The sequence below is a fragment of the Streptomyces sp. NPDC002926 genome (assembly GCF_053591755.1).
In genome coordinates this window covers 155,428-178,689 of sequence record NZ_JBSFUK010000002.1, presented here as the reverse complement: position 1 = coordinate 178,689, position 23,262 = coordinate 155,428, and the positions used below count along the sequence as shown (strand labels likewise).

Genomic DNA, 23,262 nt, shown 5'->3' with positions numbered 1-23,262 from the left:
GTCGTAGCCCCCTACGGGTCCGTACCTCTCGAGTCGGACGTCGATCCAGCCGCCAGGGCTGACGCCCGATGTGTCGTGCACCACTACCTTCGAAATGTGACTGTGATCGCGACCGAAAGCCTGAGCAAGCGGTTCCCCCGGGTGACCGCTCTTGACCGGCTCTCCTTGGACATCGGACCCGGTGTGACCGGCCTGGTGGGCGCCAACGGAGCCGGCAAGTCCACGTTGATCAAGATCCTGCTGGGTCTGTCCCCCGCCACGGAAGGCCGGGCCGCGGTGCTCGGACTCGACGTCGCCACCAGCGGCGGCGCCATCCGTGAGCAGGTGGGGTACATGCCCGAGCACGACTGCCTGCCGCCCGATGTCTCGGCCACCGAGTTCGTCGTCCACATGGCGCGCATGTCCGGGCTGCCACCCACGGCCGCCCGCGAGCGCACCGCAGACACCCTGCGCCATGTCGGCCTGTACGAGGAGCGGTACCGCCCCATCGGTGGCTACTCGACCGGTATGAAACAGCGGGTCAAGCTTGCGCAGGCCCTGGTCCACGACCCGAAGCTGGTCCTCCTGGACGAGCCGACCAACGGTCTCGACCCGGTCGGCCGCGACGAGATGCTGGGCCTGATCCGCCGCGTCCACACCGACTTCGGCATCTCGGTCCTGGTCACCTCGCATCTCCTCGGCGAGCTCGAGCGCACCTGTGATCATGTTGTCGTCATCGACGGCGGCTCGCTGCTGCGCTCCAGTTCCACCAGCGACTTCACCCAGATCACCACGACCCTCGCGGTCGAGGTCACCGACACGGACACACATCCCGACGGCACCGCGGTGCTCCGTGAGGCGCTCTCCGCCGCCGGAATCACGCTCCACGCGCGCGTGGAGGACGGTCTGCCGGGCGCGGGCCACATCCTGCTCCTGGAGGCGACGGGAGAGGAGACGTACGACGTGGTGCGCGACACCGTCGCCGGGCTCGGCCTCGGTCTCGTACGGATGGAACAGCGCCGCCACCACATCGCGGAGGTCTTCCGCCCCGAGGCACAGGGCACACAGGGCGCAAAGGAGCAGGAGGTGCAGGTTCGATGAGCACCGAGACCAACATGGCGCCCGGGGCCGAGACGACCCGGATCCACAACATCGGCTACCGGAACTACGACGGGCCACGGCTCGGCCGCGCCTACGCCCGCCTCTCCCTCTACTCGCAGTCCCTGCGCGGGGCCTACGGACTCGGCCGCTCGGCCAAGTCCAAGGTGCTGCCGATGATCCTCCTCGCGGTGATGTGCCTGCCCGCGGCGATCATCGTCGCGGTCGCCGTCGCCACCAAACTCAAGGATCTCCCTCTCGACTACACGCGCTACGCGATCGTCACCCAGGCGGTCATCGGCCTCTTCCTGGCCGCCCAGGCCCCGCAGTCGGTCTCCCGTGATCTGCGCTTCAAGACGGTGCCGCTGTACTTCTCGCGCCCGATCGAGCGCATCGACTACGTCCTCGCCAAGTACGGGGCAATGGCCTCGGCCCTCTTCGTACTCACCGCGGCACCGCTGGTCATCCTCTACATCGGCTCGCTGCTCGCCAAGATGGACTTCGCGGACCAGACGAAGGGATTCGCGCAGGGCATGCTTTCCGTCGCGCTTCTCTCCGTCCTCTTCGGCGGCCTCGGCCTGGTGATGGCCGCGCTCACGCCGCGCCGCGGCTTCGGTGTCGCCGCCGTGATCGCCACGCTGACCATCACGTACGGTGCCGTCTCCACCGTCCAGGCCATCGCCTGGGAGACCGGCTCACCCGATGTGATCAAGTGGCTCGGCCTCTTCTCGCCGGTCACGCTCATCGACGGCGTACAGACCGCCTTCCTCGGCGCCACCTCCGCCTTCCCCGGTGAAGCGGGACCGGGAACCGGCGTGGGCACGGTCTATCTGCTCGTCGTCCTCGCGCTCGTCTTCGGCTCGTACGCCGTCCTGATGCGCCGCTACCGAAAGGTCGGGCTGTGACCACCATCAACATCGAGCACACCTCGCGGTGGTTCGGCAATGTCGTGGCCGTCAACGACGTGACCATGACGATCGGCCCCGGCGTCACCGGTCTGCTCGGTCCCAACGGCGCGGGCAAGTCCACGCTCATCAACATGATGGGCGGTTTCCTCAACCCGTCCACGGGAAGCGTCACGCTCGACGGTCGGACGATCTGGCGCAACGAGTCCGTCTACCGGCAGATCGGCGTCGTACCGGAGCGGGAAGCGATGTACGACTTCCTCACCGGCCGCGAATTCGTCGTCGCCAACGCCGAATTGCACGGACTGGGCAAGAAGGAGGCCCAGCGCGCCCTGGCCACCGTGGAGATGGAGTACGCGCAGGACCGCAGGATCGCGACGTACAGCAAGGGCATGCGGCAGCGCGTGAAGATGGCCTCGGCCCTCGTCCACGAGCCGTCCGTACTCCTCCTCGACGAGCCCTTCAACGGTATGGACCCGCGACAGCGCATGCAACTGATGGACCTGCTGCGGCGCATGGGCGCGGAAGGCCGCACCGTGCTTTTCTCCTCCCATATCCTCGAGGAGGTCGAACAACTCGCCTCTCATATCGAGGTGATCGTGGCCGGGCGGCATGCGGCGTCCGGCGACTTCCGCAAGATCCGCCGGCTGATGACCGACCGGCCGCACCGCTATCTCGTACGGTCCAGCGACGACCGGGCGCTCGCCGCGGCCCTGATCGCCGACCCGTCGACTGCCGGTATCGAGGTCGACCTGACCGAGGGTGCGCTGCGCATCCAGGCCGTCGACTTCGGCCGGTTCACCCAACTGCTGCCGCGGGTCGCCCGTGAGCACTCCATCCGGCTGCTCACGGTCTCGCCGTCGGACGAGTCCCTCGAGTCGGTCTTCTCCTACCTCGTAGCGGCCTGAAAGGAGCTGTGACGTCCATGTACAACCCCACAGTCGCCCGGCTCACCTATCGGGCCGTGCTCGGCAAGCGGCGGGCAGCGATTCTGTTCGTACTGCCCGGTCTGCTGCTGCTCATCGCCGCGGCGGTACGCAGCTTCAACGGCGTGGACGACCAGGTCGCCGCCGACGTCCTGGGCGGTTTCGCCATCGCGACGATGGTGCCGCTGATCGGTGTGATCGCGGGCACCGGAGCGATCGGGCCCGAGATCGACGACGGCTCGATCGTCTATCTGCTGGCCAAGCCGGTGAAGCGGTCGACGATCATCTTCACCAAGCTGATCGTCGCGATCGCGATCACGATGGCCTTCTCGGCGGTTCCCACGTTCATCGCGGGATTCATCCTCAACGGCAACGGCCAGCAGGTCGCCGTGGCGTACACCGTGGCGGCGCTGGTCGCCTCGATCGCCTACAGCGCGCTGTTCCTGCTGCTCGGGACGGTCAGCCGGCACGCGGTGGTCATCGGGCTCGTCTACGCGCTGGTCTGGGAGACGCTGTTCGGCAGCCTGGTCCCGGGCGCGCGCACGCTGAGTGTGCAGCAGTGGTCTCTGTCGCTCGCCGAGAAGATCGGCGGCGAGGGCCTGATCGGCTCGGACGTGGGCCTGCCGCTGGCGGTGGCTCTGCTGGCGGGGGTCACGGTGGTGGCGACCTGGTACGCGGGGCAGAAGCTGCGGGTGCTGAAGCTCGCCGGCGAGGAGTGACCGTAGAGCAACGCGCTTGTAGGTCAACCCCCGTCCGGTGGGCGGGGGTTGACGCATATCCGCGTAACTGTGCCTTTATCGGTTCGTTGTCCGCTGCGTGTGAAGGCAACGGGAGTTCGTATCCATAGGGCACTTTGTCCTACGGCAACCGATGTCGTGCGGCGCGCCGACGCGTCGCGCGCGCGATGATCGAGGGGTGACCGCAGCGACAGAACGCACCGGCCGGGGAGAAGCTTCCCGGCCGCTACGGAGCTGGGTCCGTTCCGCGCCCGGCACCCATATCTGGTTGCTGATCATCGCCATCACCAGTGTCGTCATCGCCTTCTCCACCGAAGGTCTTGAGCGTTTCCTGCTCCACCGCACCAGCAGCAATATCCACGAACTGGCCGCCCATCCCCTCCAGTCCCTCGTGACCAGCTCGTTCTGGATCGAGAACCCCTCGTCCTTCCTCCTCTACGCGGTCCTTTTCGAGGTGTTTCACGCGCCGGTCGAGCGCTGGCTCGGCACTCCGCGCTGGCTGTTCACCGTGGCCACGGCGCATATCTGCGCCACCCTCATCAGCCAGAAGGTCGTTCTGATGAGCATCGAGAACCACGAGGTGCCGCGCCGGATGGCGCATGTCGTGGACATCGGGGTGAGTTACGGGCTCGCTGCCTCGGTCGGCATCCTCACCTACCGCATTCCGCGGCCATGGCGCCGGCTCTATCTCGCCGGCGCGCTTGCCTTCTTCGGTCTGCCGCTCGCCACAGCCGGCAGTTACACCGACCTCGGCCATGCGATCGCCCTCGCCATCGGCCTGGCCTGCTGGCCGCTGACGCGCGTCGGCGACGACGGACCGAGGCGTACGCCCGGACCGTAATTCGGTGGCATCGAACCGCTGTCCGAGGCACAGTAGTTGAGCCGGGCACGCCAGTGCGGCCGGCGCCACCGACCGGGAGAGGAGCGCGGCGATGACCGAGAGTACGAGTGCGAGTCCGTCGAGCTCCCGTCGGGGCAGAGCCGGGCAGGCAGCGGAGTAGCCACCGACCACTCCGCTGGGCCGCCCAGGGGCTCTGCCCGGGGGGCGGCCGCTTCGAGCGCGCATCCGCGCGGGCCGCCCCCTCCCGGAGGATTGGCCGAGTGGTAAGGCAGCGGCTTGCTAAGCCGTCGTCGGGGCTCTGAACCCCGCGCGCGTTCGATCCGCGCATCCTCCGCACAGCCACGCAGCCGCACAGTCACGCAGCCGTTCGGCATGCAGAGTTGCCCGGTCCGGAGGCCATAGAGCCCGGCAGCCGGCAGGGAGTCACGCAGTCGCCCGGTCCGGCAGTCACGCGGTACCTCAGGGAAGAGCCAGCCGACAGCAGGCGCCGGCCGCACTCTCGAAAAGTGTTGGGGCATGTGAATGCCCGTGTGGGTTCGACCCCCACCTCTTCCGCCTCAGCCGAGCAAGTGCTCCAGCACCACCGCGATGCCGTCGTGCTCGTTCGACGCCGTGATCTCGTGCGCCACGGCCTTCAGTTCATCGTGCGCGTTGGCCATCGCCACGCCGTGCGCGGCCCAGCCGAACATCGGGATGTCATTGGGCATATCACCGAAGGCGATCGTGTCCGCGGCCCGCAGCCCCAGCCGCCGGGCCGCCAACGAGAGGCCTGTCGCCTTGCTCAGCCCCAGCGGCAGGATCTCGACGACGCCGGGCCCCGCCATCACCACATCCACCAGACTGCCGACCGTCCCCCTGGCAGCCTGTGCCAGCGCGTCGTCATCGAGCTCCGGATGCTGGATGAACAACTTGCTCAGCGGCGCCTTCCACAGCTCCGCCGGGTCCTCGAACGCCACCACCGGCAGAGGGCCTTCCTGCACCCGGTATCCGGGGCCGACCAGCACCTCGCCGTCGAGGCCGTCGCGGCTCGCGGCCACCGCGAGCGGCCCGACCTCCGCCTCGATCTTGGAGAGTGCGAGGCCGGCCAGCTGCCGGTCGAGGGTGACCGAGGTCAGCAGCCGGTGCTCACCCGCGTGGTAGACCTGCCCGCCCTGGCCGCAGACCGCGAGGCCGTCGTACCCCAGGTCGTCCAGGATGTGCCGGGTCCAGGGCACAGCACGCCCGGTGACGATGATGTGCGCGGCGCCCGCCGCGGTGGCCGCGGCGAGCGCGGCGCGTGTGCGCTCCGAGACCGTTTCGTCGCCACGCAGCAGCGTGCCGTCGAGATCGGTCGCGACAAGCTTGTACGGAAAGTGGGCGGGGCTCACCTGGAGATCGGCTCCAGGATCTCTCGTCCTCCCAGGTACGGACGGAGCACCTCGGGAACCCGCACCGAACCGTCGGCCAGCTGGTGGTTCTCCAGGATCGCCACGATCGTGCGCGGTACGGCGCAGAGCGTGCCGTTCAGCGTCGCCAGCGGCTGCACCTTCTTGCCGTCACGCATACGGACCGAGAGCCGCCGGGCCTGGAAACTGTCGCAGTTCGACGCGGAGGTGAGCTCGCGGTACTTGCCCTGGGTCGGGATCCACGCCTCGCAGTCGTACTTGCGCGAGGCCGAGGCGCCGAGGTCGCCGGTGGCCACATCGATCACCTGGAAGGGCAGCTCAAGGCCGGTCAGCCACTGCTTCTCCCAGTCCAGCAGACGTTTGTGCTCGGCCTCTGCTTCCTCGGGAGCGACGTACGAGAACATCTCGACCTTGTCGAACTGGTGCACCCGGAAGATGCCCCGGGTGTCCTTGCCGTACGTGCCGGCCTCGCGGCGGAAGCACGGAGAGAACCCCGCGTACCGCAGCGGCAGCTTGTCGGCCTCGATGATCTCGTCCATGTGGTACGCGGCGAGCGGGACCTCGGAGGTGCCGACCAGGTAGTAGTCGTCCTTCTCCAGGTGGTACACGTTCTCCGAGGCCTGGCCGAGGAAACCCGTGCCCTCCATGGCGCGCGGGCGGACCAGCGCCGGGGTCAGCATCGGGATGAAGCCGGCCTCGGTGGCCTGCGCGATCGAGGCGTTGACCAGCGCGAGCTCGAGCAGCGCGCCGACACCCGTCAGGTAGTAGAAGCGCGAGCCCGACACCTTCGCGCCGCGCTCGACGTCGATGGCGCCCAGTGCCTCGCCGAGCTCCAGGTGGTCCTTGGGCGCGAAGCCCTCGGCGCCGAAGTCGCGGATCGTGCCGTGCGTCTCGAGGACGACGAAGTCCTCCTCGCCGCCGACCGGGACGTCCTCCTGGACGATGTTCCCGAGCCGGAGCAGCAGCTGCTTGGTCTCTTCGTCGGCCTCGTTCTGTGCGGCGTCGGCCGCCTTCACGTCGGCCTTCAGCTGCTCGGCCTTCTTCAGCAGCTCGGCGCGCTCTTCCGGACCGGCCTTGGGGATGAGCTTGCCGAGCGACTTCTGCTCGGAGCGCAGCTCGTCGAAGCTGAGGCCGGACGACCTGCGCCGCTCATCGGCGGCGAGCAGGGCGTCGACGAGGGCGACGTCCTCTCCACGGGCGCGCTGGGAGGCGCGAACACGGTCGGGGTCCTCACGGAGCAGGCGAAGGTCAATCACCCCACCAGGCTACCGGTGCGGACTCTCGCCGCCGCACTCGATATAGCCTTGCGTGTCCCTTTGTCCGAATTGCCACAATTTGGAAAGAGGCAGGCAAATCACCGGCGCAAGCGTCAATAAACAGGATGCTATTCCCCGAAATGGGGCACCGCGTGAGCGCCCGTATTGACCCGCTTTCCTTGCCCTGTCCGGGATTTGGACATCCCTTGTCCACAGGGATGCGGGTCTTCGCAAAGTTATCCACAGCCTGTGTGGGAGATCTGTGGACTACGGAAGTGATCGTTCCGAAAGCTGCGCGCGGGCCGAAGGATTCCCCACCCAAACCCACCTCACGCACTCATTCGGGTGGGAATTCCTCGCTCTAAAGGGTTGATCAATGGAATTGGAGTGACACGGACCAACCTGCCGCTCTGTGGAGGGAAGTGCGGCGAGTGAGCCGATATGTCGACCATGTCGTCCTCTGTTGTCGACTTGTCCCCAGGTCGAGAAGCGAGCCTGTGGATAACTTCTGTGGACAACGAAAATCTGCAGGTAGGACCGGCCCGGAAGCCGCCCACCAGCCGCCCGGTACCGCACTCGGCACCGGCCGCCGATCCTTCAGCGCCGACCGCGCCCGTACTGCGCCGACAGGCCGATGCGCCGATGCGCCGACCGCTCAGGACCGGCCGTCCTGGCAGCGCGCCAGCCAGTCCGACGCGGCCGTGAACTCGGCGTCCGACGTCCCCGCGCGCAGCGCCGACACGTCCTCCACCGCCACACCCGCCCGCGGATACGAACCGAGGAACCGCACCTTCGGGCAGATCCGCTTCAGCCCCATCAGCGCTTCGCCCACCCGCCGGTCCGAAATATGGCCCTCGGCGTCCACCGCGAAGCAGTAGTTCCCGATGCCCGCTCCGGTCGGCCGGGACTGGATCAGCATCAGGTTGACCCCGCGCACGGCGAATTCCTGGAGCAGCTCCAGCAGTGCACCCGGGTGGTCGTCGCCCAGCCAGATGACCACCGAGGTCTTGTCCGCGCCGGTCGGCGACGCGGGCCTGGCGGGCCGGCCCACCAGTACGAAACGCGTCTCGGCGTTCTCCGCGTCATGAATCTCTTTGACCAGCGGCTCGAGCCCGTACGTCGCGGCCGCGAACTCGCCCGCGAAGGCTGCGTCGTACCGTCCCTCCTGCACCAGCCGCGCTCCGTCCGCGTTCGACGCGGCCGACTCCCACAGTGCGCCCGGCAGATTCGCCCGCAGCCAGTTGCGCACCTGCGGCTGGGCGACCGGATGACCGGTCACCGTCTTCACATCGGAGAGCTTGGTGCCCGGCCGCACCAGCAGCGCGAAGGCGATCGGCAGCAGCACCTCGCGGTAGATCATCAGCGGCTGCCCGGAGGCCAGCTCGTCGAGGGTCGCGGTGACGCCACCCTCCACGGAGTTCTCGATCGGTACGAGGGCGGCCGCGGCATCCCCGTTCCGTACGGCATCCAGAGCCGCGGGCACGGACAGCATCGGGACGAGCTCGCGGGTGGCTGCCTCGGGAAGCGTGCGCAGGGCGGCTTCGGTGAAGGTGCCCTCGGGACCGAGATACGTGTAGCGCATGGCCGACATACAGTCACCCTAATGGGCTCGCGATCCGAAGGGCCCGCGATCCTTACGACTCCAGAAGCCGCTGGCCCACGTACTCGCCGGCCCGTGCACCGCCGGGCACCGCGAACAGCCCGCTCGCCTCGTGCCGGATGAACGCCGACAGCGCGTCGCCCCGGTCGAGCTTGCGCTGCACCGGTACGAAGCCGCGCAGCGGATCGGCCTGCCAGCAGATGAAGAGCAGCCCCGCGTCCGGCGTCCCGTCCGCGCCGATGCCGTCGTGGAAGGAGAAGGGCCGACGCAGCATCGCCGCACCGCCGTTCTGCTCCGGAGCCGAGATCCGTGCGTGGGCGTTGTCCGGAATGACCAGCTTCCCGTCGGGTCGCGTCTTCTCGAGCGCGAGCTCGGTCGTTTCGGTTCCGCCGGTCAGAGGGGCGCCATCGGACTTGCGCCGTCCGATGACCAGCTCCTGTTTCTTCAGCGAGAGCTGCTCCCAGTCGTCCAGCAGCATCCGGATGCGTCGTACGACGGCGTACGAGCCTCCCGCCAGCCAGTCGTACTTTGTCCCGGACGTCTCGGACGGCACGAAGATCCGCTTGTCGAAGTCGGCCTCGGAGGGTTTCGGATTACGCGTTCCGTCGAGCTGGCCCATCAGATTGCGTGCGGTCATCGGCTTCCCGGTCGCGCCCGGCGAGCGGTTGAAGCCGTTCATCTGCCAGCGCACCCGGGCCGCGTCCCCGGCCGCCTTCTGGATCGCGCGCAGTGCGTGGAAGGCGACCAGCGCGTCGTTCGCGCCGATCTGCACCCACAGATCGCCGTTGGACCGCTTGGCGTCCAACTGGTCGGAGGAGAAGGCGGGCAGCGGATCCAGTTCCGGCGGCCGTTGCGCCACCAGCGCCGCACGGTCGAAGAAGGTGCGACCGAAGCCGAACGTCACGGTCAGCGAAGAGGGCCCCGCGTCCAGCGCGACGCCGGTGTCGCCGTCGCCGGTCGCCCTGCCCCCCATCAGCTCGCTCGCGAGCGCGGACCAGCGGCGCATCAGTGCCGCCGCCTCCTTGCGGCCCGCGCCCGGCGCCAGGTCGAAGGCGATCAGATGGCCGCACGCCTGCAGGGGCGTGGTGATACCCGCCTGATGCTCGCCGTGGAAGGCGATACCGGTCGCGCCGACGCTGGTCAGCGCGGTCGGGGTGTCGCCGGACGCGCCGGCGTACGTGGCGGCGCCACCCGCGGCGCCCAGCACAAGACCGGTGGCACCGGCCGCGCCCACGGTGCCGAGGAGTCGCCGTCTGGAGATGTCGTTGTCGCGCACTGGGTCACTCACGGGTACGTCAGCCGATCTTGATGTTCTTGTCGATGGTCGTCTGGTCGATGTCGGAGCTCCGTACGGTCACCTGGACCTGCCAGTCGCCGGGCATCGGGATCTGGACCGCGGCCGTGCTCCAGTGTCCGGGAGTGATGCGGTCGGGGGTGATCGGCAGTGGACCGATCCGCTTGGCCTTGAGGTTGAAGGCGACCTTCACCTCGGGCACGTCCAGCGGCTTTCCGTCCGGCCGGGCGATCCAGACATGCATCTCGTTGGCGCCGGAGGTGGACGGATCGAAGGTGAGCCGTACCGTGCCCTTGCCGTTCTGGCCACCGGTGTCGAAGGGCATCTTGATCTCGGTCGGCTCCTGGGGCGTGGCGGCCGCCTGAGCGCTGCCGCCCTTGGCCGCCTCCTCTTCCGTACGGCCCGGTTCGGTGCTCGTCAGCACGGTGGTCACGGCCAGCAGGATCACCGCGATGCCTGCCTCGGCCAGTACGGAACGGCGCAGTCCGGAGCGCTCGTGATCGGCGTCCCTGTTCCGCTTCTTCTCCGCCGTCGCCACCGCCGCCTTCTGACGGGCGAGTTGAGCCGCCCGCTCAGGGTCGGCGGAGACCTTCGAGGTTTCCGAGACCACCGAGACGTCCGGGCCCTCTGCTTCCTCCGCTTCCTCGGCGTCCGCGCCCTCGGGGACGGTCGCCGGCTCCGGCTCGGCCTCGTCGGCCTCCGCTTCGGCCATCGGCGCCTCGCTGAGCTGCGCCGTCCACCGCCGTGAGATCCACGCGACGGCGACCATGACAACGACCAGCGCCACCTTGGCCAGCAGCAGTTGCCCGTACGCCGTCCCGGTCAGCGCCGACCAGGAGCCGACCTGCCGCCAGGACTGGTAGATCCCGGTCGCGGTGAGCACCATGACGCTGCCGAACGCGACTTTCGAGAAGTTCCGTACGGCCGCGCGCTCGATCGACGGCGCCCGGTAGAGGGCGGTCAGCAGTGCCGCGAGGCCGCCGAGCCAGGTCGCCACGGCCAGCAGATGCAGTACGTCCACGGGCATCGCGAGCCCCGGCTGGATACCGGTCGACGCGTGCTCCGACAGCGCCCAGGTTCCGGCGATCCCGGCCGCCACGACCGTGCCGCCGATGGCGAGACCGAAGCTCAGATCCTTCTTCTCGGTCTCGTCCTCCCGCTTCGCGTACGCGCCGAAGAGCACGGCGATGAACAGCGCGGCGGCCCCGAGCAGCATCAGCCGGGAGCTGAGCGCGGCCCCGGTCTTGGTCTGAAGGACGTCCCGCAGCCCGCCGAGGTCGAAGGTGTCCGCCAGTTTGCCGGAGCTCGTGTAGGGGTTGCGCAGCAGGAGCAGCGCGAGGGTAGCCGCGGTGAGCGTCACCCATCCCTGGACGACCAGGCGCTGCAGCGGCCTCACCGAAGCACCGCGCCGCCAGCAGATGAGGACGAAGGCCGCGCCGCCGGTGAGCAGCACGAAACCGGCGTACGAGGCGTAGCGCGCGATGTCGTAGAGGACTCCGACAACACCTCCGCCGGCCTCCTGGTCGGGCACGGCGGCGGTGGTCTCGGAGGGCGCTCCGATGGAGAAGGTGAAGGCCCCGGAGACCGGATGGCTGTCGGCGGAGACGGCCTGCCAGGCCACGGTGTATGTGCCCTTGGGCAGTCCGGGCAGCAGATCGACGCCGTACATGACCTTGCCGCCGGTGCCCAGGTCGCGGATTTTGGCCTGGTCGGCGCGTTTGCCGCTGGGTTCGAGGACCCGGATCGAGTCGTTCCCCATGGCGATCTGCTCGGAGAAGGTGAGCGTGACATTGCTGGGGGCGGTGGCGACCACCGCCCCGTCCTTCGGGTTGCTCCCGGTCAGCGCGGCGTGGGCCGACGCGGGGTTCGCGCCGGCCAGGAGCGCGCCGATGAGCACAGTCGCGGCGAGCAGCAGCCGGACCGGTGAAGGGCCGAAGCGCGGGGCGGTGGCTGTCATGGCGTGATCAGTCCCTCAGTGCTCAGTGCTCGTCGGGTTGTAGGTGGGCTCCTTCACGGGAAGTTCGACCTCGATCGGGCCGGACTTTTCGAAGCGCAGTTCCACGGTGACCTTCTCGCCTTGTTTCGGCTTCTGCTTGAGCTTCATGAACATGATGTGGTTCCCACCGCGTTCGAGATCGAGTTCGCCGTCCGCCGGTATGTCGAAGGCCTTCACCTCCTGCATCCTCTGGTTCTTCGACTCATGGATCGTGATGTCGTCGGAGAGGTCGCTGGTGACGGAGGTGAGCTTGTCGGCCGTGCCCCCGCTGTTGCGCACCGTCAGAAACCCGGCCGCCATGTCGTCGTCGACGGGCTGCGGCATGAAGGCGCCCTTGACCTTCAACTCGGGCTCGCTGTCGGACGAGCAGCCCGCGAGTGCCAGCCCCGCGCTCAGGGCTATGACAGCGGCGAGGGCCGAACGGCGGCTCACGGGTTCTCTCCACGGATGATCTTCGGCAGATCCTTGGCGTATTCGTCCGCCGTGGTGTCCTGGCTGTACAGGACGTAGCCCGCGTCGGTCTTCGGGGAGAACGCGATGACCTGCGCGCCGTGCATGGAGACGACCGTGCCGTCCTTCTCCTTCTTCGGCGGGTCGATGCCGATGCCGATCTGGCGCGCGCCCGCCTGGATGGTCGGGAAGTCGCCGGTGAGACCGGTGAAGGACGGATCGCCCGCGCTCGGCAGCCACTTGGCGAGCTCGGCCGGGGTGTCGCGCTCCGGATCGGTGGTGACAAAGACGACCTGGAGCCTTTCCTGGTCGGCCTTGGTCAGCTTCTTCCTGGCGATGGCGATATTGCTCATCGTCAGGGGGCAGACGTCGGGGCAGTGTGTGTAGCCGAAGTAGATCAGCGTCGGCTTGCCCTTGGTCTGCTCGCGCAGGTCGTATTTCTTGCCGTGGGTGTCCGTCAGGACGAGGTTCGGCTTGGTGTAGGGCTGGTCGAGCAGGGTCGCGGGGCGGTTCGCCTCGGCGGAGACATCGGCGACGGGGCTGTTGGCGGAGCCGTCTCCGCCTCCGCAGGCGGACAGGGTGAGCCCGGCGGCCACGACGAGCGTGGCCGCGAGCACAGTCTTCTTACGCATGGAGAAGTGTCCCAAATGTGATGGACGAAGCGTCGGGCGGCGCATCAGGAAGTGCGGCGGCGTCCGGCCAGGACGCCGAAGGCAACACCCGCGACACCGACGAGGATGCCGACGATGCCCAGGATGCGGGCAGTGGTGTCGCTGCTGCTGTCCGACGCCTCCTCGGACTTCGCGTCCTCGTCATGACCGGCGTTCTTGCCGTCCTTCGCGGACGCGTCCTTCGCCCCGCCGCCGTGCTCGTCCCCGGTGGCGGCCGACAGCTTCAGGACGGGCGCGGGCGACTCGGGCTCCGCGGCACCCTCCTTCGTCTCCTCGATCCACCGCACGACCTCCTTGTTGTCGTACGTCTGGAGGGCCTTGAACACCAACTGGTCGGCGTCCTCGGGAAGCTTGCCGAGAGAGAGCGGGAACTGCTGGAACTGGCCGGGCGCGATCTTGGAGCCGTCCGCGGTCCAGGTGACCTTGGAGACAGCCTCGGTGATCTGCTTGCCGTGCACCTGGAGCGGCTTGGCCAGCTTGGACTTGGTGACCTCGACCTTCCAGCCGGGCACAGGCTGCGGCATCACGGACGACAGCGGGTGCTCGGTGGGGAGGCTGACCTCGAGCTTGACGGTCGAGGCGTTGTCGCGCTCGTTGGGGACCTTGAAGTTGACCGTCGCGTAGCCGCCCTTGGCGGCCTCGCCCTGCGGCTGCACGCTGACGTGCGCGAAGGCCGTGCCGGAGAGCAGCAGGACGGAGGAGGCGGCGACGCCGGTCGCGAGCGCGATACGGGAAACGTTCATGGCAGAAGACACTCCGGATCAGGAGAGGCGAGTGAGTGAGGCGCAAACGGGTGCGCGGGCAACCGCGACACCACTCGCGTCGAGTGGGCCGCGTCAGGCTGCGAGAGCGAGGCGGGGGGGAGGCCCGCGCCTGATCACCGTGTGCTGGAGTGCCTCGTCGGCGGGTCGCGGAGGCGGTCCTGACGACGGCCGGGGAGCACGCGGATCCGCCGCGGGCGTCTCCTGGAGGCCGGCACGCAGCGCCCGCAGGAGAACGAGCGCGGCACGCAGTGAACGGAGCCACGCCGCCTGAGCGAGCTCATGCGCCGAGTCGGCAGAGAGTTTGATCAGCCGCAGCAGCGCCAGATCTCCGCGCCGCAGCAGCCAGCCGGTCGCGAGCGCGGCCAGCAGATGCCCCAGGATCATGGGGAGGGTCGGCAGCAACTCGGGCGATGCGGCGGTGGTCTGCGCCATGTGGACGTGGGCGCTGTGCCCCGCCGGGGCGATGCCCGCATTGGTGACGATCCGGCGGGCGTCGGTGGGGCTCAGGGACGATGCGCCCGCCCCGCACATCAGCTTCGCGGCCATCCTGATCAGCGCGTCGTCGGCCGTCGGTGCCAGCCGCAGCCGATGCTGCTGCCCGAGACCGAACAGGGTGTGCAGAGCGAGCTGTCCGACGGTCAGTGCGACGGCGATGGACGGTAGTGCGCGCGTCCGTCCGGCGAACGGCGCGACCAGCGCGAACACCGCCATGAAGCCGAGCGCCAGGGTCCACCAGGGGAGGGCCGTGCAGGAGGCCAGCGCATGTCCCGTCGCGGACAGCACAACACAGACCGCGGTGAACACCGCGGCCCTCAGCAGCCGTAGACCGGCTCCGGCGCGTGCGACGGGGATGGGCGACATGGCCGGGCCATCATCGCACTGCGGTGGGATGGCCCATACGGCAGGTCCGGAAGATCCCCTTTGCTGACATACACCGGCGCGCTCGGAGGGCGCATCCGCCGAATGAGCGGAATCACGTCAACTGTGTGCTTACGGACCGCTTCTCGCGGCAATACGTATCGGTATGTCGAGGCACAGCCAGGAGGCTGGAGCATGAGCATCTGGTGGTCTCTCCACTTGAGGCGTGAAGCTGCGAGCGTTCCGCTCGCCCGTCGCCTGCTGCTCGGCACGATGGAGACCGCGGGGGTTGATCCTGACATTTCGTACGATCTATCAGTTGCGCTGAGCGAAGCCTGTGCCAACGCCGTCGAGCACGGCGGTGGCCAGGGGGCCGGCGAGGCCTCGGCGGCGTACCGGGTGACCGCCTATCTGGACGGCGAGACCTGCCGTATCGAAGTGGCCGATTCGGGTCCGGGCTTTCCGACGCGGCGCGGCGGGCAGTGCACATACGCCGTGTCGCCGGCCTCGCCGACCGCCGAGAGCGGCCGCGGGCTCTGTCTGATCGAGCAGCTCGCCGACCATGTCCACTTCCGCAATCGCCCGGGCCGGGGCGCGGTGGTCAGCTTCGACAAGATCCTCAAATGGCGGGAGGACGCGCTGCTCAAGGTGTCCTGAGCCGCGCGCCCTCCGAGGAATCCGCCGTTGGTCAGCCCTTGAGCGAGGCCATCCAGGCCTCGACCTCGTCGGCCTGCCGCGGGAGCGCCGCCGACAGGTTCCGGTTGCCGTCCTCGGTGACCAGGATGTCGTCCTCGATCCGGACGCCGATGCCGCGGTACTCCTCCGGCACCGTCAGATCGTCCGCCTGGAAGTAGAGACCGGGCTCCACCGTGAGGCACATGCCGGGCTCCAGTGTCCCGTCGACGTACGCCTCGGTGCGCGCGGCGGCGCAGTCGTGGACGTCCATGCCGAGCATGTGGCCGGTGCCGTGCAGCGTCCAGCGGCGCTGCAGACCCAGCTCGAGCACCCGCTCCACCGGGCCCTCGACCAGACCCCACTCGACGAGCTTCTCGGCGAGCACACGCTGGGAGGCGTCGTGGAAGTCGCGGTACTTTGCGCCCGGCTTCACCGCCGCGATGCCGGCCTCCTGCGACTCGTACACCGCGTCGTAGATCTTGCGCTGCAGTTCGTCGAAACGGCCGTTGATCGGCAGGGTGCGCGTGATGTCGGCGGTGTAGAGGGTGTGGGTCTCCACGCCGGCGTCCAGCAGCAGCAGCTCGCCGGAGCGGACCGGGCCGTCGTTGCGCACCCAGTGCAGGGTGGTGGCGTGCGGGCCCGCCGCGCAGATCGAGCCGTAGCCGATGTCGTTGCCCTCGACGCGGGCGCGCAGGAAGAAGGTGCCCTCGATATAGCGCTCGCTGGTCGCCTCGGCCTTGTCCAGGACCTTGACGACGTCCTCGAATCCGCGAGCGGTGGAGTCGCACGCCTTCTGCAGCTCGCCGATCTCGAACTCGTCCTTCACGGCACGCGCCTCGGAGAGACAGACGCGCAGCTCTTCGTCGCGCTCCGCGGTGACCTTGTCGGTCAGCGCCTCCTCGATGCCGGCGTCGTGCCCGCGTACGGCGCGGACCGGGCCGGTGGCCTGGCGCAACTGCTCGGGGAGCTCGCGCACATCCTTGGCCGGGATGCCCAGCAGCTGCTCGGCCTCGGCGAGGGAGTGGCGGCGGCCGACCCACAGCTCACCCTGGCCGGAGAGCCAGAACTCGCCGTTCTCGCGGTTGGAGCGAGGCAGCAGATAAATGGTCGCCCGGTGCCCGTCGGCCTTCGGCTCGAGCACCAGGACGCCGTCCTCGGACTGGTCGCCGGTGAGGTAGGCGTACTCCGTGGAGGCGCGGAAGGCGTACTCGGTGTCATTGGAGCGGGTCTTCAGATTGCCCGCGGGGATCACCAGGCGCTCGCCGGGGAAGCGCGCCGAGAGCGCGGCACGGCGGGCGGCGGTGTGCGAGGCCTGCGCGATGGGCTCCAAATCGCGCAGCTCGGTGTCGGCCCAGCCGGTCGTCATGTTCTCGGCGAGCTCGTCGGACACGCCCGGGTACAGGCCGTTCTTGCGCTGCTTGATCGGCTGCTCTTCTTCTTCCGGGGTCTCCGGGATGAGCTCCTCGGCCACGTCTGCCTCCTCGATACGACACTGGACCGCCCTCCATCGTATGTGCGACGGGAAGACGGCCCTGAGCCCTGTGGAAAACGTGCGAGAAATCAGTCAAAACGGGCGGCGAGCACTACCACGTCCTCACCGATCTCGGCCTCGTCGAGCCCGTCGGGCAGCACCGTGCGCAGCACATGATCGGCGATCGCCCCCGGATCGTCGCGGGCGGACTTCGGCACGCTCACGGCCGCCGCGTGCAGCCGCGCGAACGCCCGGTCCATGGGATCTCCGGTATGCCGCAGCAGCCCGTCCGTGTACAGCAGCACCGTTTCTCCGGGCTCGGGCGCGAGCTCCACGCTCGGAGCCTCCCAGCAGGCGAGCATCCCCAGTGGCGCCGACAGGGATGTCTCGACGAACTCGGTGCGCCGCTCGCCGACCACCAGGGGCGGGGTGTGCCCGGCCCCGGCCAGCACGATCTTTCCGCGGGCAGGCTCGGCGTAGGCGAAGAGTGCGGTGGCGGTGCGCGCAGGTTCGGTCAGCCGCAGCAGCAGTTCCAGATCGGAGAGCACGGCGACGGGATCCTCGCCCTCCATCACGGCGTACGCCCGCAGGGAGGCGCGCAGCCGCCCCATCGCCGCCAGCGCACTCGGCCCCGAGCCACTGACCGATCCGACGGCCAGCCCCAGCGCGCCCTCGGGCAGCGGCAGCGCGTCGTACCAGTCGCCGCCGCCGTGCGGTCCTGTGCGGTGCCGGGCGGCGAGCTGGACGCCGGGCACCCGGGGCAGCCGGCTGGGAAGCAGCTCCTCGGCAACGGTCTCCACCGTGGCGCGGGCGTGCTCCAGCTCGAGGAGACGGTCCAGATGCTCCGTGGCGTACCGCATGTAGAGGCCGACGAGATGGCACTGGCGCTCCACCGGGGCGGCCGGCTCGTCGTACATCCAGACGGCCGCGCCGAGCGTCCCGGCCGCCCGGGAGGCGAGTGGCACGGTGTAGCTGGCGGCATATCCGAGGCGGACGGCGACCTCACGGTGCCGGGGGTCGAGTGTCTCGTCGCCGAGGAGGTCGGCGTTGGCTACGGCCTCCGGCGGCCCCGCGGGCCCTGGATGGCCGCCGGGGGGTCTGCCGTCCAGGATCCGGCCGTATGCGGTGACGCCACGCGGCACTGTCTCGAGATGGCCGAGCTCGGCATGGGTGAACCCGAGGCCCTTGGTAAGGGCGGGGCTGCTTTCCGACTCGAAACATTCGGCCCGTGAGGCCGGGTGCGACGGTTCCAGGACGATCAAGCCGCGGCGGGCGCCGACCAGGGCGGCCCCGGCGCGCAGCAGTTCATGGAGGGCATCGTCGAGCGAACCGGTCCTGGCCAGGCGCTCGGTCAGTTCGTGGAGGGTGGTCAGATCGGAGACCCAGCCGGCCAGCCGGTCCTGAATCACCGCTCCGGGAGGAGCCGGTGCCGGCGGGAGGGCGGGCAGCGGCGAAGCAGTGTGCGCCGGTGCGGGAACCGCTGAATCGATTCCAGCCACTTTCGGCAGGTGAGGGGCGCTCATGGCAGCCGGCTTTCCGACTGGTGCGTTTCGCTCAATAGCATCGCAAACCCCCATGTCATTCTGCGCCGCTATCAATGCATCCACATGTACACGCACAAGTAAGGGGATGTCCAGCATTGCACCAGTGGGATTGGTGGTGTCTACGAGACCGTTAACTTGGCTGAAAAATGCACCCGATGGCGGTCTATTGGGGTCGACTGAGGTCGTTCGGCAGAGCGTCATTCCAAGCGTGATGGGTACGTAAACGGTGATGGCCAGGGGCAGTTGGGACCGCCCCGGAACCTGGCGGCGGGCCCGGGCGTCCTAACGCCCGTAGGCCGCGCCCCATCCCCGAGTGGCGGGGAAAAGTTACAGCGGGACTACAAGCGCCAGGCGCGCGCCACCCCTCGCCACGCGTTTAATGGACTACAGCCCACGTTCGGCCCCCGGGCGGCGATCCTGCCGCAGGCGAAGCGGGGGGTCGCCCATGCCACCGGCAAGGGGCGGTGATGCGCCGTCTTATACGCACAGTGAAGAGCTGCACACATGGTGTGGTGTGGACCTCGGCGTTCAACGGAAAGGAACGAGCGCTCATGCGCGAGATCCTCGGAAGGCGACGCAGGCTCCGGTTCCGGCGCAAGAGGGGGCCTGTACAGCTCGAAGCGGCGCTCACCTGCGCCGCCGACTGGCAATGGCCCGTACTCCCTGGTGTGGGACTGAAAGCGGGCGGTATCCGCGGTGACCGCGGGCGCGGCTGCGCCTGCCCCGACCCCGAGTGCGTCGTACCCGGCGCGCACCCCTTCGACCCAGGAATCCTGGCCGCGACGACCGACGAGCGGATGGTGCGCTGGTGGTGGACCAACCGGCCCACCGCCCCGATCATGCTGGCCACGGGCGGCCTCGCGCCGTGCGCGGTGAGCCTGCCGGCCGTCGCCGGGGCGCTCGCGCTCTCGGCGCTCGACCGGATGGGCATGCGGCTGGGACCAGTTGTCGCGACGCCGACCCGCTGGTCGCTGCTGGTCGCCCCGTACACCCTTGAACAGCTCGGCGAACTGCTCTTCGTCAAGGACTGCGTGCCCAGTTCGCTGCGCTTCCACGGTGAGGGCGGCTATCTGGTGCTGCCGCCCTCGGTGACGGGGACGGGGCAGGTGCGCTGGGAGCGGGCGCCGCTGCCGGGATCCGCGGCTCCCTGGCTGCCGGATGTGGAGGCGGTGGTGGACGCGCTGGTCGAGGCGAGCACCAGTGCACCGGACGGCGGCAGCCGGCTCGCCTACTGAGCTCGAGCGAGGGCTCGAGTGCTCACGGTCCTGCGCTGCCACACGTACGGGTAAGAGCTGGACCGAGTTGTACCGGAATTGGGCGCGCGGCTACCCGCGCGCCCGTATTCCGTCGATATTTTCGGCCCGGTGCCGGGAATTCCCGCGCAATCGGCGGGAATCTCCGCATGACCGGGCCCGTCCCGTCCTGGTGTTCACTGCGTTGCGCCGCCGGCCGCGTCCGCGGGACAGACCGACGGCCGCCGGCCGGGAATCGGCACCTCGCTCGCGGACGGCGCAAAGCGCAGGACGAGACCGAAGAGGGGGCCGGAGACGGGGCCTGGACCGGGCCGCGGACGGGGCCGAAAACAGCGCCCTGGCCGACGCTGCTGTCCATTGCCGAGGTGTCCGGTGCGACCGGGGCGACTCCGCCGGGCAGGGCCCGGGGGATGTGGGCCGGAACTCGTCTCCCAGGACGGGGCCGAGGCGCCGACCTGCGTGCCGACCGAGGGGCGCGACACCTGGGCACATACCTGCTACCGCAATGCGCCCGGACCTGGAATTGAGTTCCGTACTCAGCCCGGCGGGGCTCCGGCGGGCGCACGCAGCAGACCGAACTGCGCGATCGGGGCGGATGGCGCGCCGGATGCCTGCGAGATGTCCCGTGAGGCCTCTCACGGCCCTGTCGAGGGCTATTTCCGCAGTCGCGGAGTTCGCAACTGCGGACGGTACGGGAGAAGAGCCCTCGCTGCCGCGGTCCGGGAGCAACTCCGGTGTTCCCGCGAGTCGTTGACGGAACGAACCGTTCCGCGGAAATGGAAGCGCCCGGTCGCTGGCGACGGGGGATGCACCAGCGACCGGGCTTCTAGAACCGTAACAAGAGATCGGCAGTTCGCAAATTCGATCTCGGGTATTCGGACAGGGATTTACCTGCCCATAGGGCGAGTTGTGACTGGAGTCACCTATCGGTCGACAGAAACCATCACTCTCAGCTCAGGGTGACCTGGCGGTTGGTGAGCCCGCCACGCGACCGGCGCTCCTCCGCGGTCAGCGGAGCGTCGGTCGCGAGAGCCTTTGTGAGCCGCTCCGCGAACTCCGCCGCGGGCTTCTCGCACTCCTCGGCGCTCATCCCGGTCGGCAGGTCCCAGACCGGGACCATCAGCCCGTGTGCGCGGAAGGAGCCGACCAGCCGGGTGTCATCGCCGAGCGAGGACGTACCGGCGGTGTGCAGCCGGGCGAGCGCGTCGAGGAGCTGCTCCTCGGGGTGCGGCATGACCCAGCGGAGGTGGTTCTTCTCCGGAGTCTCGCACCAGTACGCCGCGTCCACACCGGTGAGCTTCACGGTCGGGATCGCCGCGGCGTTGGCGCGCTCCAGGGAGGCGGCCACCTCCGGGGACGCGCTCTCCGCGGAGTCCGGGACCCAGAACTCGAAGCCGGAGTGGACGGTCGGTTCGAAGCCGGCACTCTCGTCGAGGAGATCCTGCAGCCGCGGTCCTTCGGCGGCCACGCGCTGCGCGGCGACCGGGGTGCCGGGCTCGGCGGTCAGCGCCCGCTGCAGGGTGTCGGCGAGATGGCGGCTGAGGTCGCCGGACGAGGTGTCGTTCTGCAGGCCGAGCAGTACGGAGCCGTCGTCGCGGCGCAGTGCCGGCCACGCCATCGGCAGTACGGTCGCCAGGGTCACCGACGGCACGCCCTCGGGCAGTCCGCCCTTGAGGGTCAGTGTGGCGGTCGCGGCGGGCACCAGCTCCCGCAGAGCCACCCAGTCGCACTCTCCGGCCAGACCGCCGAAGGGGCGCTGGACCAGCTCGGTCACGGCGTGCGCGGCGGCCCGGCCGTGACAGGCCTTGTAGCGGCGGCCCGATCCGCATGGGCAGGGCTCACGGGCCCCGACGACCGGAACCTCGCCGTTGGTCACCTGGGGCCTGGCGGCCTTGGTCTGGGGGCGCTTCTTGGCCATGGTGTGGCTCTCTCCCGACTGCGGTGGTGCTGTCTCGGGCGCGAGCCTAGCCGTCCGTCGCCTTCCCAGGGGTGCGGCGGCCCCATGGCGGTCGGTCCCGTTTCAGTCGAGATCGTCGTACGACTCCCCGAAGTCGAAGCTAGGGCCTGCGACGCGCGTAGCGAAATCCTCGCGCCGGTGACCTTCGGTGACAATCACCCACACGGTGACCTCACCGGTCGTGCTGTCGCGGACACCCCAGTCCTGAGCCAGCGCACTGATGATGTTGAGCCCACGGCCGCCGCGGGCGGTGACCGAGGGCGTGGCCGGAACCGGTCGGGTCGGACCGCCTCCGTCCGTCACTTCGACCGTCAGCCGGCCTGCTCTGTCCATGCGCCACGCGGCGCGGACATCACCGTCGCCCACCTCCGCGTGCCCCAGTGGCCTGCCGTGCCGGCAGGCATTGCTGAGCAATTCGGAAAGGATCAATACTGCATCGTCGAGGACCGTCTCCGACACCCCGCTGCGGCTCAACTGCTCGCGCATCCGGTGTCGTGCCTCACCCACGCCCGCAGGACCATGGGGTACGGCCATGCTCGACGACGTGGGCACCTCCTGTGCCACCACAAACGCCACCCCCGAGACCTCCTTTGCCCCACGCCACGGTGTGAATGCCCCAATGGACTGGACCGGAAACCGGCCAAGACGGGACCAGTGACGCACTCGTAACGATCGAATGCGGACCGAACGCGCCGGTGCACTCCCTGTAATCGCGGCTACAGGCGGCCCAGCTGGGACAGCACCTGTTTGGGGCGATTGGTGATGATTGCCTCCACGCCGAGGCGGGCACATAGCTCTACATCCTCCGGCTCGTTGACCGTCCAGACGTGGACGCGGTGGCCCGCCCGGTGCAGCCGGGCGATGTAGCCGGGATGGCTGCGGACGATCCGGATGCCGGGTCCCGCGATCCGCGCGCCGGCGGGCAGCCGTCCGTCGCGCAGCCGCGGTGACACGAATTGCATCAGATAGACGGTGGGGATGTTCGGCGAGGCCGCGGCTACCCGGTGCAGGGAGCGGGCCGAGAAGCTCATGATCCGTACGGGCGAATCATCCGCCGTCGAGGGCTCCGCCAGGCCGAACCGCCCGAGCAGGTGGAGCAGCCGCTCCTCCACCTGGCCCGCCCAGCGGGTCGGGTGTTTTGTCTCGATGGCCAGTTCGATACGGCGGCCGGAATCGGCCACCAGCTCGAGCAGCCGCTCGAGGGTGAGTACGGAGGTGAGTGAGGGGTCTCCCCAGTCCGGGCTCTCCGCGGCGTCCTCGTGGCCCTTCCAGGTGCCGAAGTCGAGGGCGGCGAGATCCGCGAGCTCCAGGGCCGATACGGCCCCGCGGCCGTTGGAGGTCCGGTTGACGCGGCGGTCGTGGACGCAGACGAGGTGGCCGTCGGCGGTGAGGCGTACATCGCACTCGAGGGCGTCGGCGCCGTCCTCGATCGCCTTTCTGTACGCGGCCAGCGTGTGCTCGGGGGCGTCTTCGGAGGCGCCTCGGTGGGCGACGACCTGGATGTTGTGCTGTCGTGCTTGAGTCACCGCGTCATGGTGTCACCGTGGTGGGGTAGGTGCGTGCGGGGAGCCGATGTCCGTCCGGCAACTGCCGTGCGGTGGG

The 23,262-nt window shown here is 69.1% G+C and carries 21 protein-coding genes and 2 tRNA genes; 9 read left to right on the top strand and 14 right to left on the bottom strand.

The window, feature by feature from the left end; genetic code table 11:
• Positions 1 to 102 precede the first annotated feature (102 nt).
• The 7 genes from ACWDZ6_RS04095 (at position 103) to ACWDZ6_RS04065 (ending at position 5,041) form a co-directional block, all read left to right on the top strand.
• Entirely contained in the window at positions 103 to 1,080 is a 978-nt protein-coding gene (locus ACWDZ6_RS04095; RefSeq protein ID WP_451501907.1) for an ABC transporter ATP-binding protein, read from the top strand.
• Positions 1,077 to 1,982 (top strand): ABC transporter permease, encoded by a 906-nt coding sequence (locus ACWDZ6_RS04090; protein WP_451501587.1) that lies wholly within the window; start codon positions 1,077 to 1,079, stop codon positions 1,980 to 1,982. The genes ACWDZ6_RS04095 and ACWDZ6_RS04090 overlap by 4 nt, the downstream gene beginning before the upstream one ends.
• A complete protein-coding gene (locus tag ACWDZ6_RS04085; RefSeq protein ID WP_389179882.1) occupies positions 1,979 to 2,890 on the top strand; it encodes an ABC transporter ATP-binding protein in 912 nt (303 codons plus the stop codon). The genes ACWDZ6_RS04090 and ACWDZ6_RS04085 overlap by 4 nt, the downstream gene beginning before the upstream one ends.
• Before the next feature lie 17 nt (positions 2,891 to 2,907).
• A complete protein-coding gene (locus tag ACWDZ6_RS04080) occupies positions 2,908 to 3,627 on the top strand; it encodes an ABC transporter permease (protein ID WP_451501586.1) in 720 nt (239 codons plus the stop codon).
• A gap of 196 nt (positions 3,628 to 3,823) precedes the next feature.
• Complete coding sequence (locus tag ACWDZ6_RS04075) at positions 3,824 to 4,486, top strand: rhomboid-like protein (RefSeq protein WP_451501585.1); 663 nt, start codon at positions 3,824 to 3,826, stop codon at positions 4,484 to 4,486.
• A 246-nt stretch (positions 4,487 to 4,732) separates the two neighbouring features.
• A tRNA-Ser gene (locus ACWDZ6_RS04070) sits at positions 4,733 to 4,820 on the top strand.
• Between the two features lie 129 nt (positions 4,821 to 4,949).
• Positions 4,950 to 5,041: transfer RNA gene (locus ACWDZ6_RS04065), tRNA-Ser, on the top strand.
• 2 nt (positions 5,042 to 5,043) lie between these two features.
• Here the strand turns inward: ACWDZ6_RS04065 and ACWDZ6_RS04060 are convergent.
• From ACWDZ6_RS04060 to ACWDZ6_RS04020, 9 genes are all read right to left on the bottom strand, one after another.
• Positions 5,044 to 5,853, bottom strand: a complete 810-nt coding sequence (locus ACWDZ6_RS04060; RefSeq protein WP_451501584.1) for an HAD family hydrolase — start codon at positions 5,851 to 5,853, stop codon at positions 5,044 to 5,046.
• Positions 5,850 to 7,127: a serine--tRNA ligase gene (gene serS, locus ACWDZ6_RS04055; protein WP_451501583.1), complete on the bottom strand. Its 1,278-nt coding sequence runs from the start codon at positions 7,125 to 7,127 to the stop codon at positions 5,850 to 5,852. The genes ACWDZ6_RS04060 and serS overlap by 4 nt, the downstream gene beginning before the upstream one ends.
• A 655-nt stretch (positions 7,128 to 7,782) precedes the next feature.
• Positions 7,783 to 8,718 carry a prephenate dehydratase gene (gene pheA, locus ACWDZ6_RS04050; RefSeq protein ID WP_366733010.1) on the bottom strand — a complete coding sequence of 312 codons (936 nt, stop codon included), beginning with the start codon at positions 8,716 to 8,718 and terminating at the stop codon, positions 7,783 to 7,785.
• Between the two features lie 43 nt (positions 8,719 to 8,761).
• Positions 8,762 to 10,003 (bottom strand): iron uptake transporter deferrochelatase/peroxidase subunit, encoded by a 1,242-nt coding sequence (gene efeB, locus ACWDZ6_RS04045; RefSeq protein WP_451501906.1) that lies wholly within the window; start codon positions 10,001 to 10,003, stop codon positions 8,762 to 8,764.
• A 19-nt stretch (positions 10,004 to 10,022) separates the two neighbouring features.
• A complete protein-coding gene (locus ACWDZ6_RS04040) occupies positions 10,023 to 11,978 on the bottom strand; it encodes a copper resistance CopC/CopD family protein (protein ID WP_451501582.1) in 1,956 nt (651 codons plus the stop codon).
• 15 nt (positions 11,979 to 11,993) lie between these two features.
• Positions 11,994 to 12,449: a copper chaperone PCu(A)C gene (locus tag ACWDZ6_RS04035; protein WP_351454108.1), complete on the bottom strand. Its 456-nt coding sequence runs from the start codon at positions 12,447 to 12,449 to the stop codon at positions 11,994 to 11,996.
• Entirely contained in the window at positions 12,446 to 13,099 is a 654-nt protein-coding gene (locus ACWDZ6_RS04030; RefSeq protein ID WP_451501581.1) for an SCO family protein, read from the bottom strand. The genes ACWDZ6_RS04035 and ACWDZ6_RS04030 overlap by 4 nt, the downstream gene beginning before the upstream one ends.
• A 44-nt stretch (positions 13,100 to 13,143) precedes the next feature.
• Complete coding sequence (locus ACWDZ6_RS04025) at positions 13,144 to 13,881, bottom strand: YcnI family copper-binding membrane protein (RefSeq protein ID WP_451501580.1); 738 nt, start codon at positions 13,879 to 13,881, stop codon at positions 13,144 to 13,146.
• A gap of 93 nt (positions 13,882 to 13,974) precedes the next feature.
• Positions 13,975 to 14,763 (bottom strand): hypothetical protein, encoded by a 789-nt coding sequence (locus ACWDZ6_RS04020; RefSeq protein WP_451501579.1) that lies wholly within the window; start codon positions 14,761 to 14,763, stop codon positions 13,975 to 13,977.
• 192 nt (positions 14,764 to 14,955) lie between these two features.
• Between ACWDZ6_RS04020 and ACWDZ6_RS04015 the strand changes: the two genes are divergently transcribed.
• Positions 14,956 to 15,417 carry an ATP-binding protein gene (locus ACWDZ6_RS04015; RefSeq protein WP_326651057.1) on the top strand — a complete coding sequence of 154 codons (462 nt, stop codon included), beginning with the start codon at positions 14,956 to 14,958 and terminating at the stop codon, positions 15,415 to 15,417.
• A gap of 31 nt (positions 15,418 to 15,448) precedes the next feature.
• Here the strand turns inward: ACWDZ6_RS04015 and ACWDZ6_RS04010 are convergent, their stop codons facing one another.
• The gene (locus ACWDZ6_RS04010; RefSeq protein ID WP_451501578.1) at positions 15,449 to 16,906 is read right to left on the bottom strand and encodes an aminopeptidase P family protein; all 1,458 of its coding nucleotides are present in this window, start codon (positions 16,904 to 16,906) and stop codon (positions 15,449 to 15,451) included.
• A gap of 89 nt (positions 16,907 to 16,995) precedes the next feature.
• On the bottom strand, positions 16,996 to 18,546 hold the full coding sequence (locus ACWDZ6_RS04005; protein WP_451501577.1) for a PP2C family protein-serine/threonine phosphatase: 1,551 nt from the start codon (positions 18,544 to 18,546) through the stop codon (positions 16,996 to 16,998).
• A 455-nt stretch (positions 18,547 to 19,001) separates the two neighbouring features.
• Between ACWDZ6_RS04005 and ACWDZ6_RS04000 the strand changes: the two genes are divergently transcribed.
• Complete coding sequence (locus ACWDZ6_RS04000; protein WP_326651053.1) at positions 19,002 to 19,685, top strand: bifunctional DNA primase/polymerase; 684 nt, start codon at positions 19,002 to 19,004, stop codon at positions 19,683 to 19,685.
• 967 nt (positions 19,686 to 20,652) lie between these two features.
• Here ACWDZ6_RS04000 and ACWDZ6_RS03995 read toward each other — a convergent pair.
• From ACWDZ6_RS03995 to ACWDZ6_RS03985, 3 genes are all read right to left on the bottom strand, one after another.
• Positions 20,653 to 21,621 (bottom strand): DUF5926 family protein, encoded by a 969-nt coding sequence (locus ACWDZ6_RS03995; protein WP_389179849.1) that lies wholly within the window; start codon positions 21,619 to 21,621, stop codon positions 20,653 to 20,655.
• Between the two features lie 102 nt (positions 21,622 to 21,723).
• The gene (locus ACWDZ6_RS03990) at positions 21,724 to 22,323 is read right to left on the bottom strand and encodes an ATP-binding protein (protein ID WP_451501576.1); all 600 of its coding nucleotides are present in this window, start codon (positions 22,321 to 22,323) and stop codon (positions 21,724 to 21,726) included.
• A gap of 53 nt (positions 22,324 to 22,376) precedes the next feature.
• Complete coding sequence (locus ACWDZ6_RS03985; RefSeq protein ID WP_326651049.1) at positions 22,377 to 23,186, bottom strand: glycerophosphodiester phosphodiesterase; 810 nt, start codon at positions 23,184 to 23,186, stop codon at positions 22,377 to 22,379.
• Positions 23,187 to 23,262 lie beyond the last annotated feature (76 nt).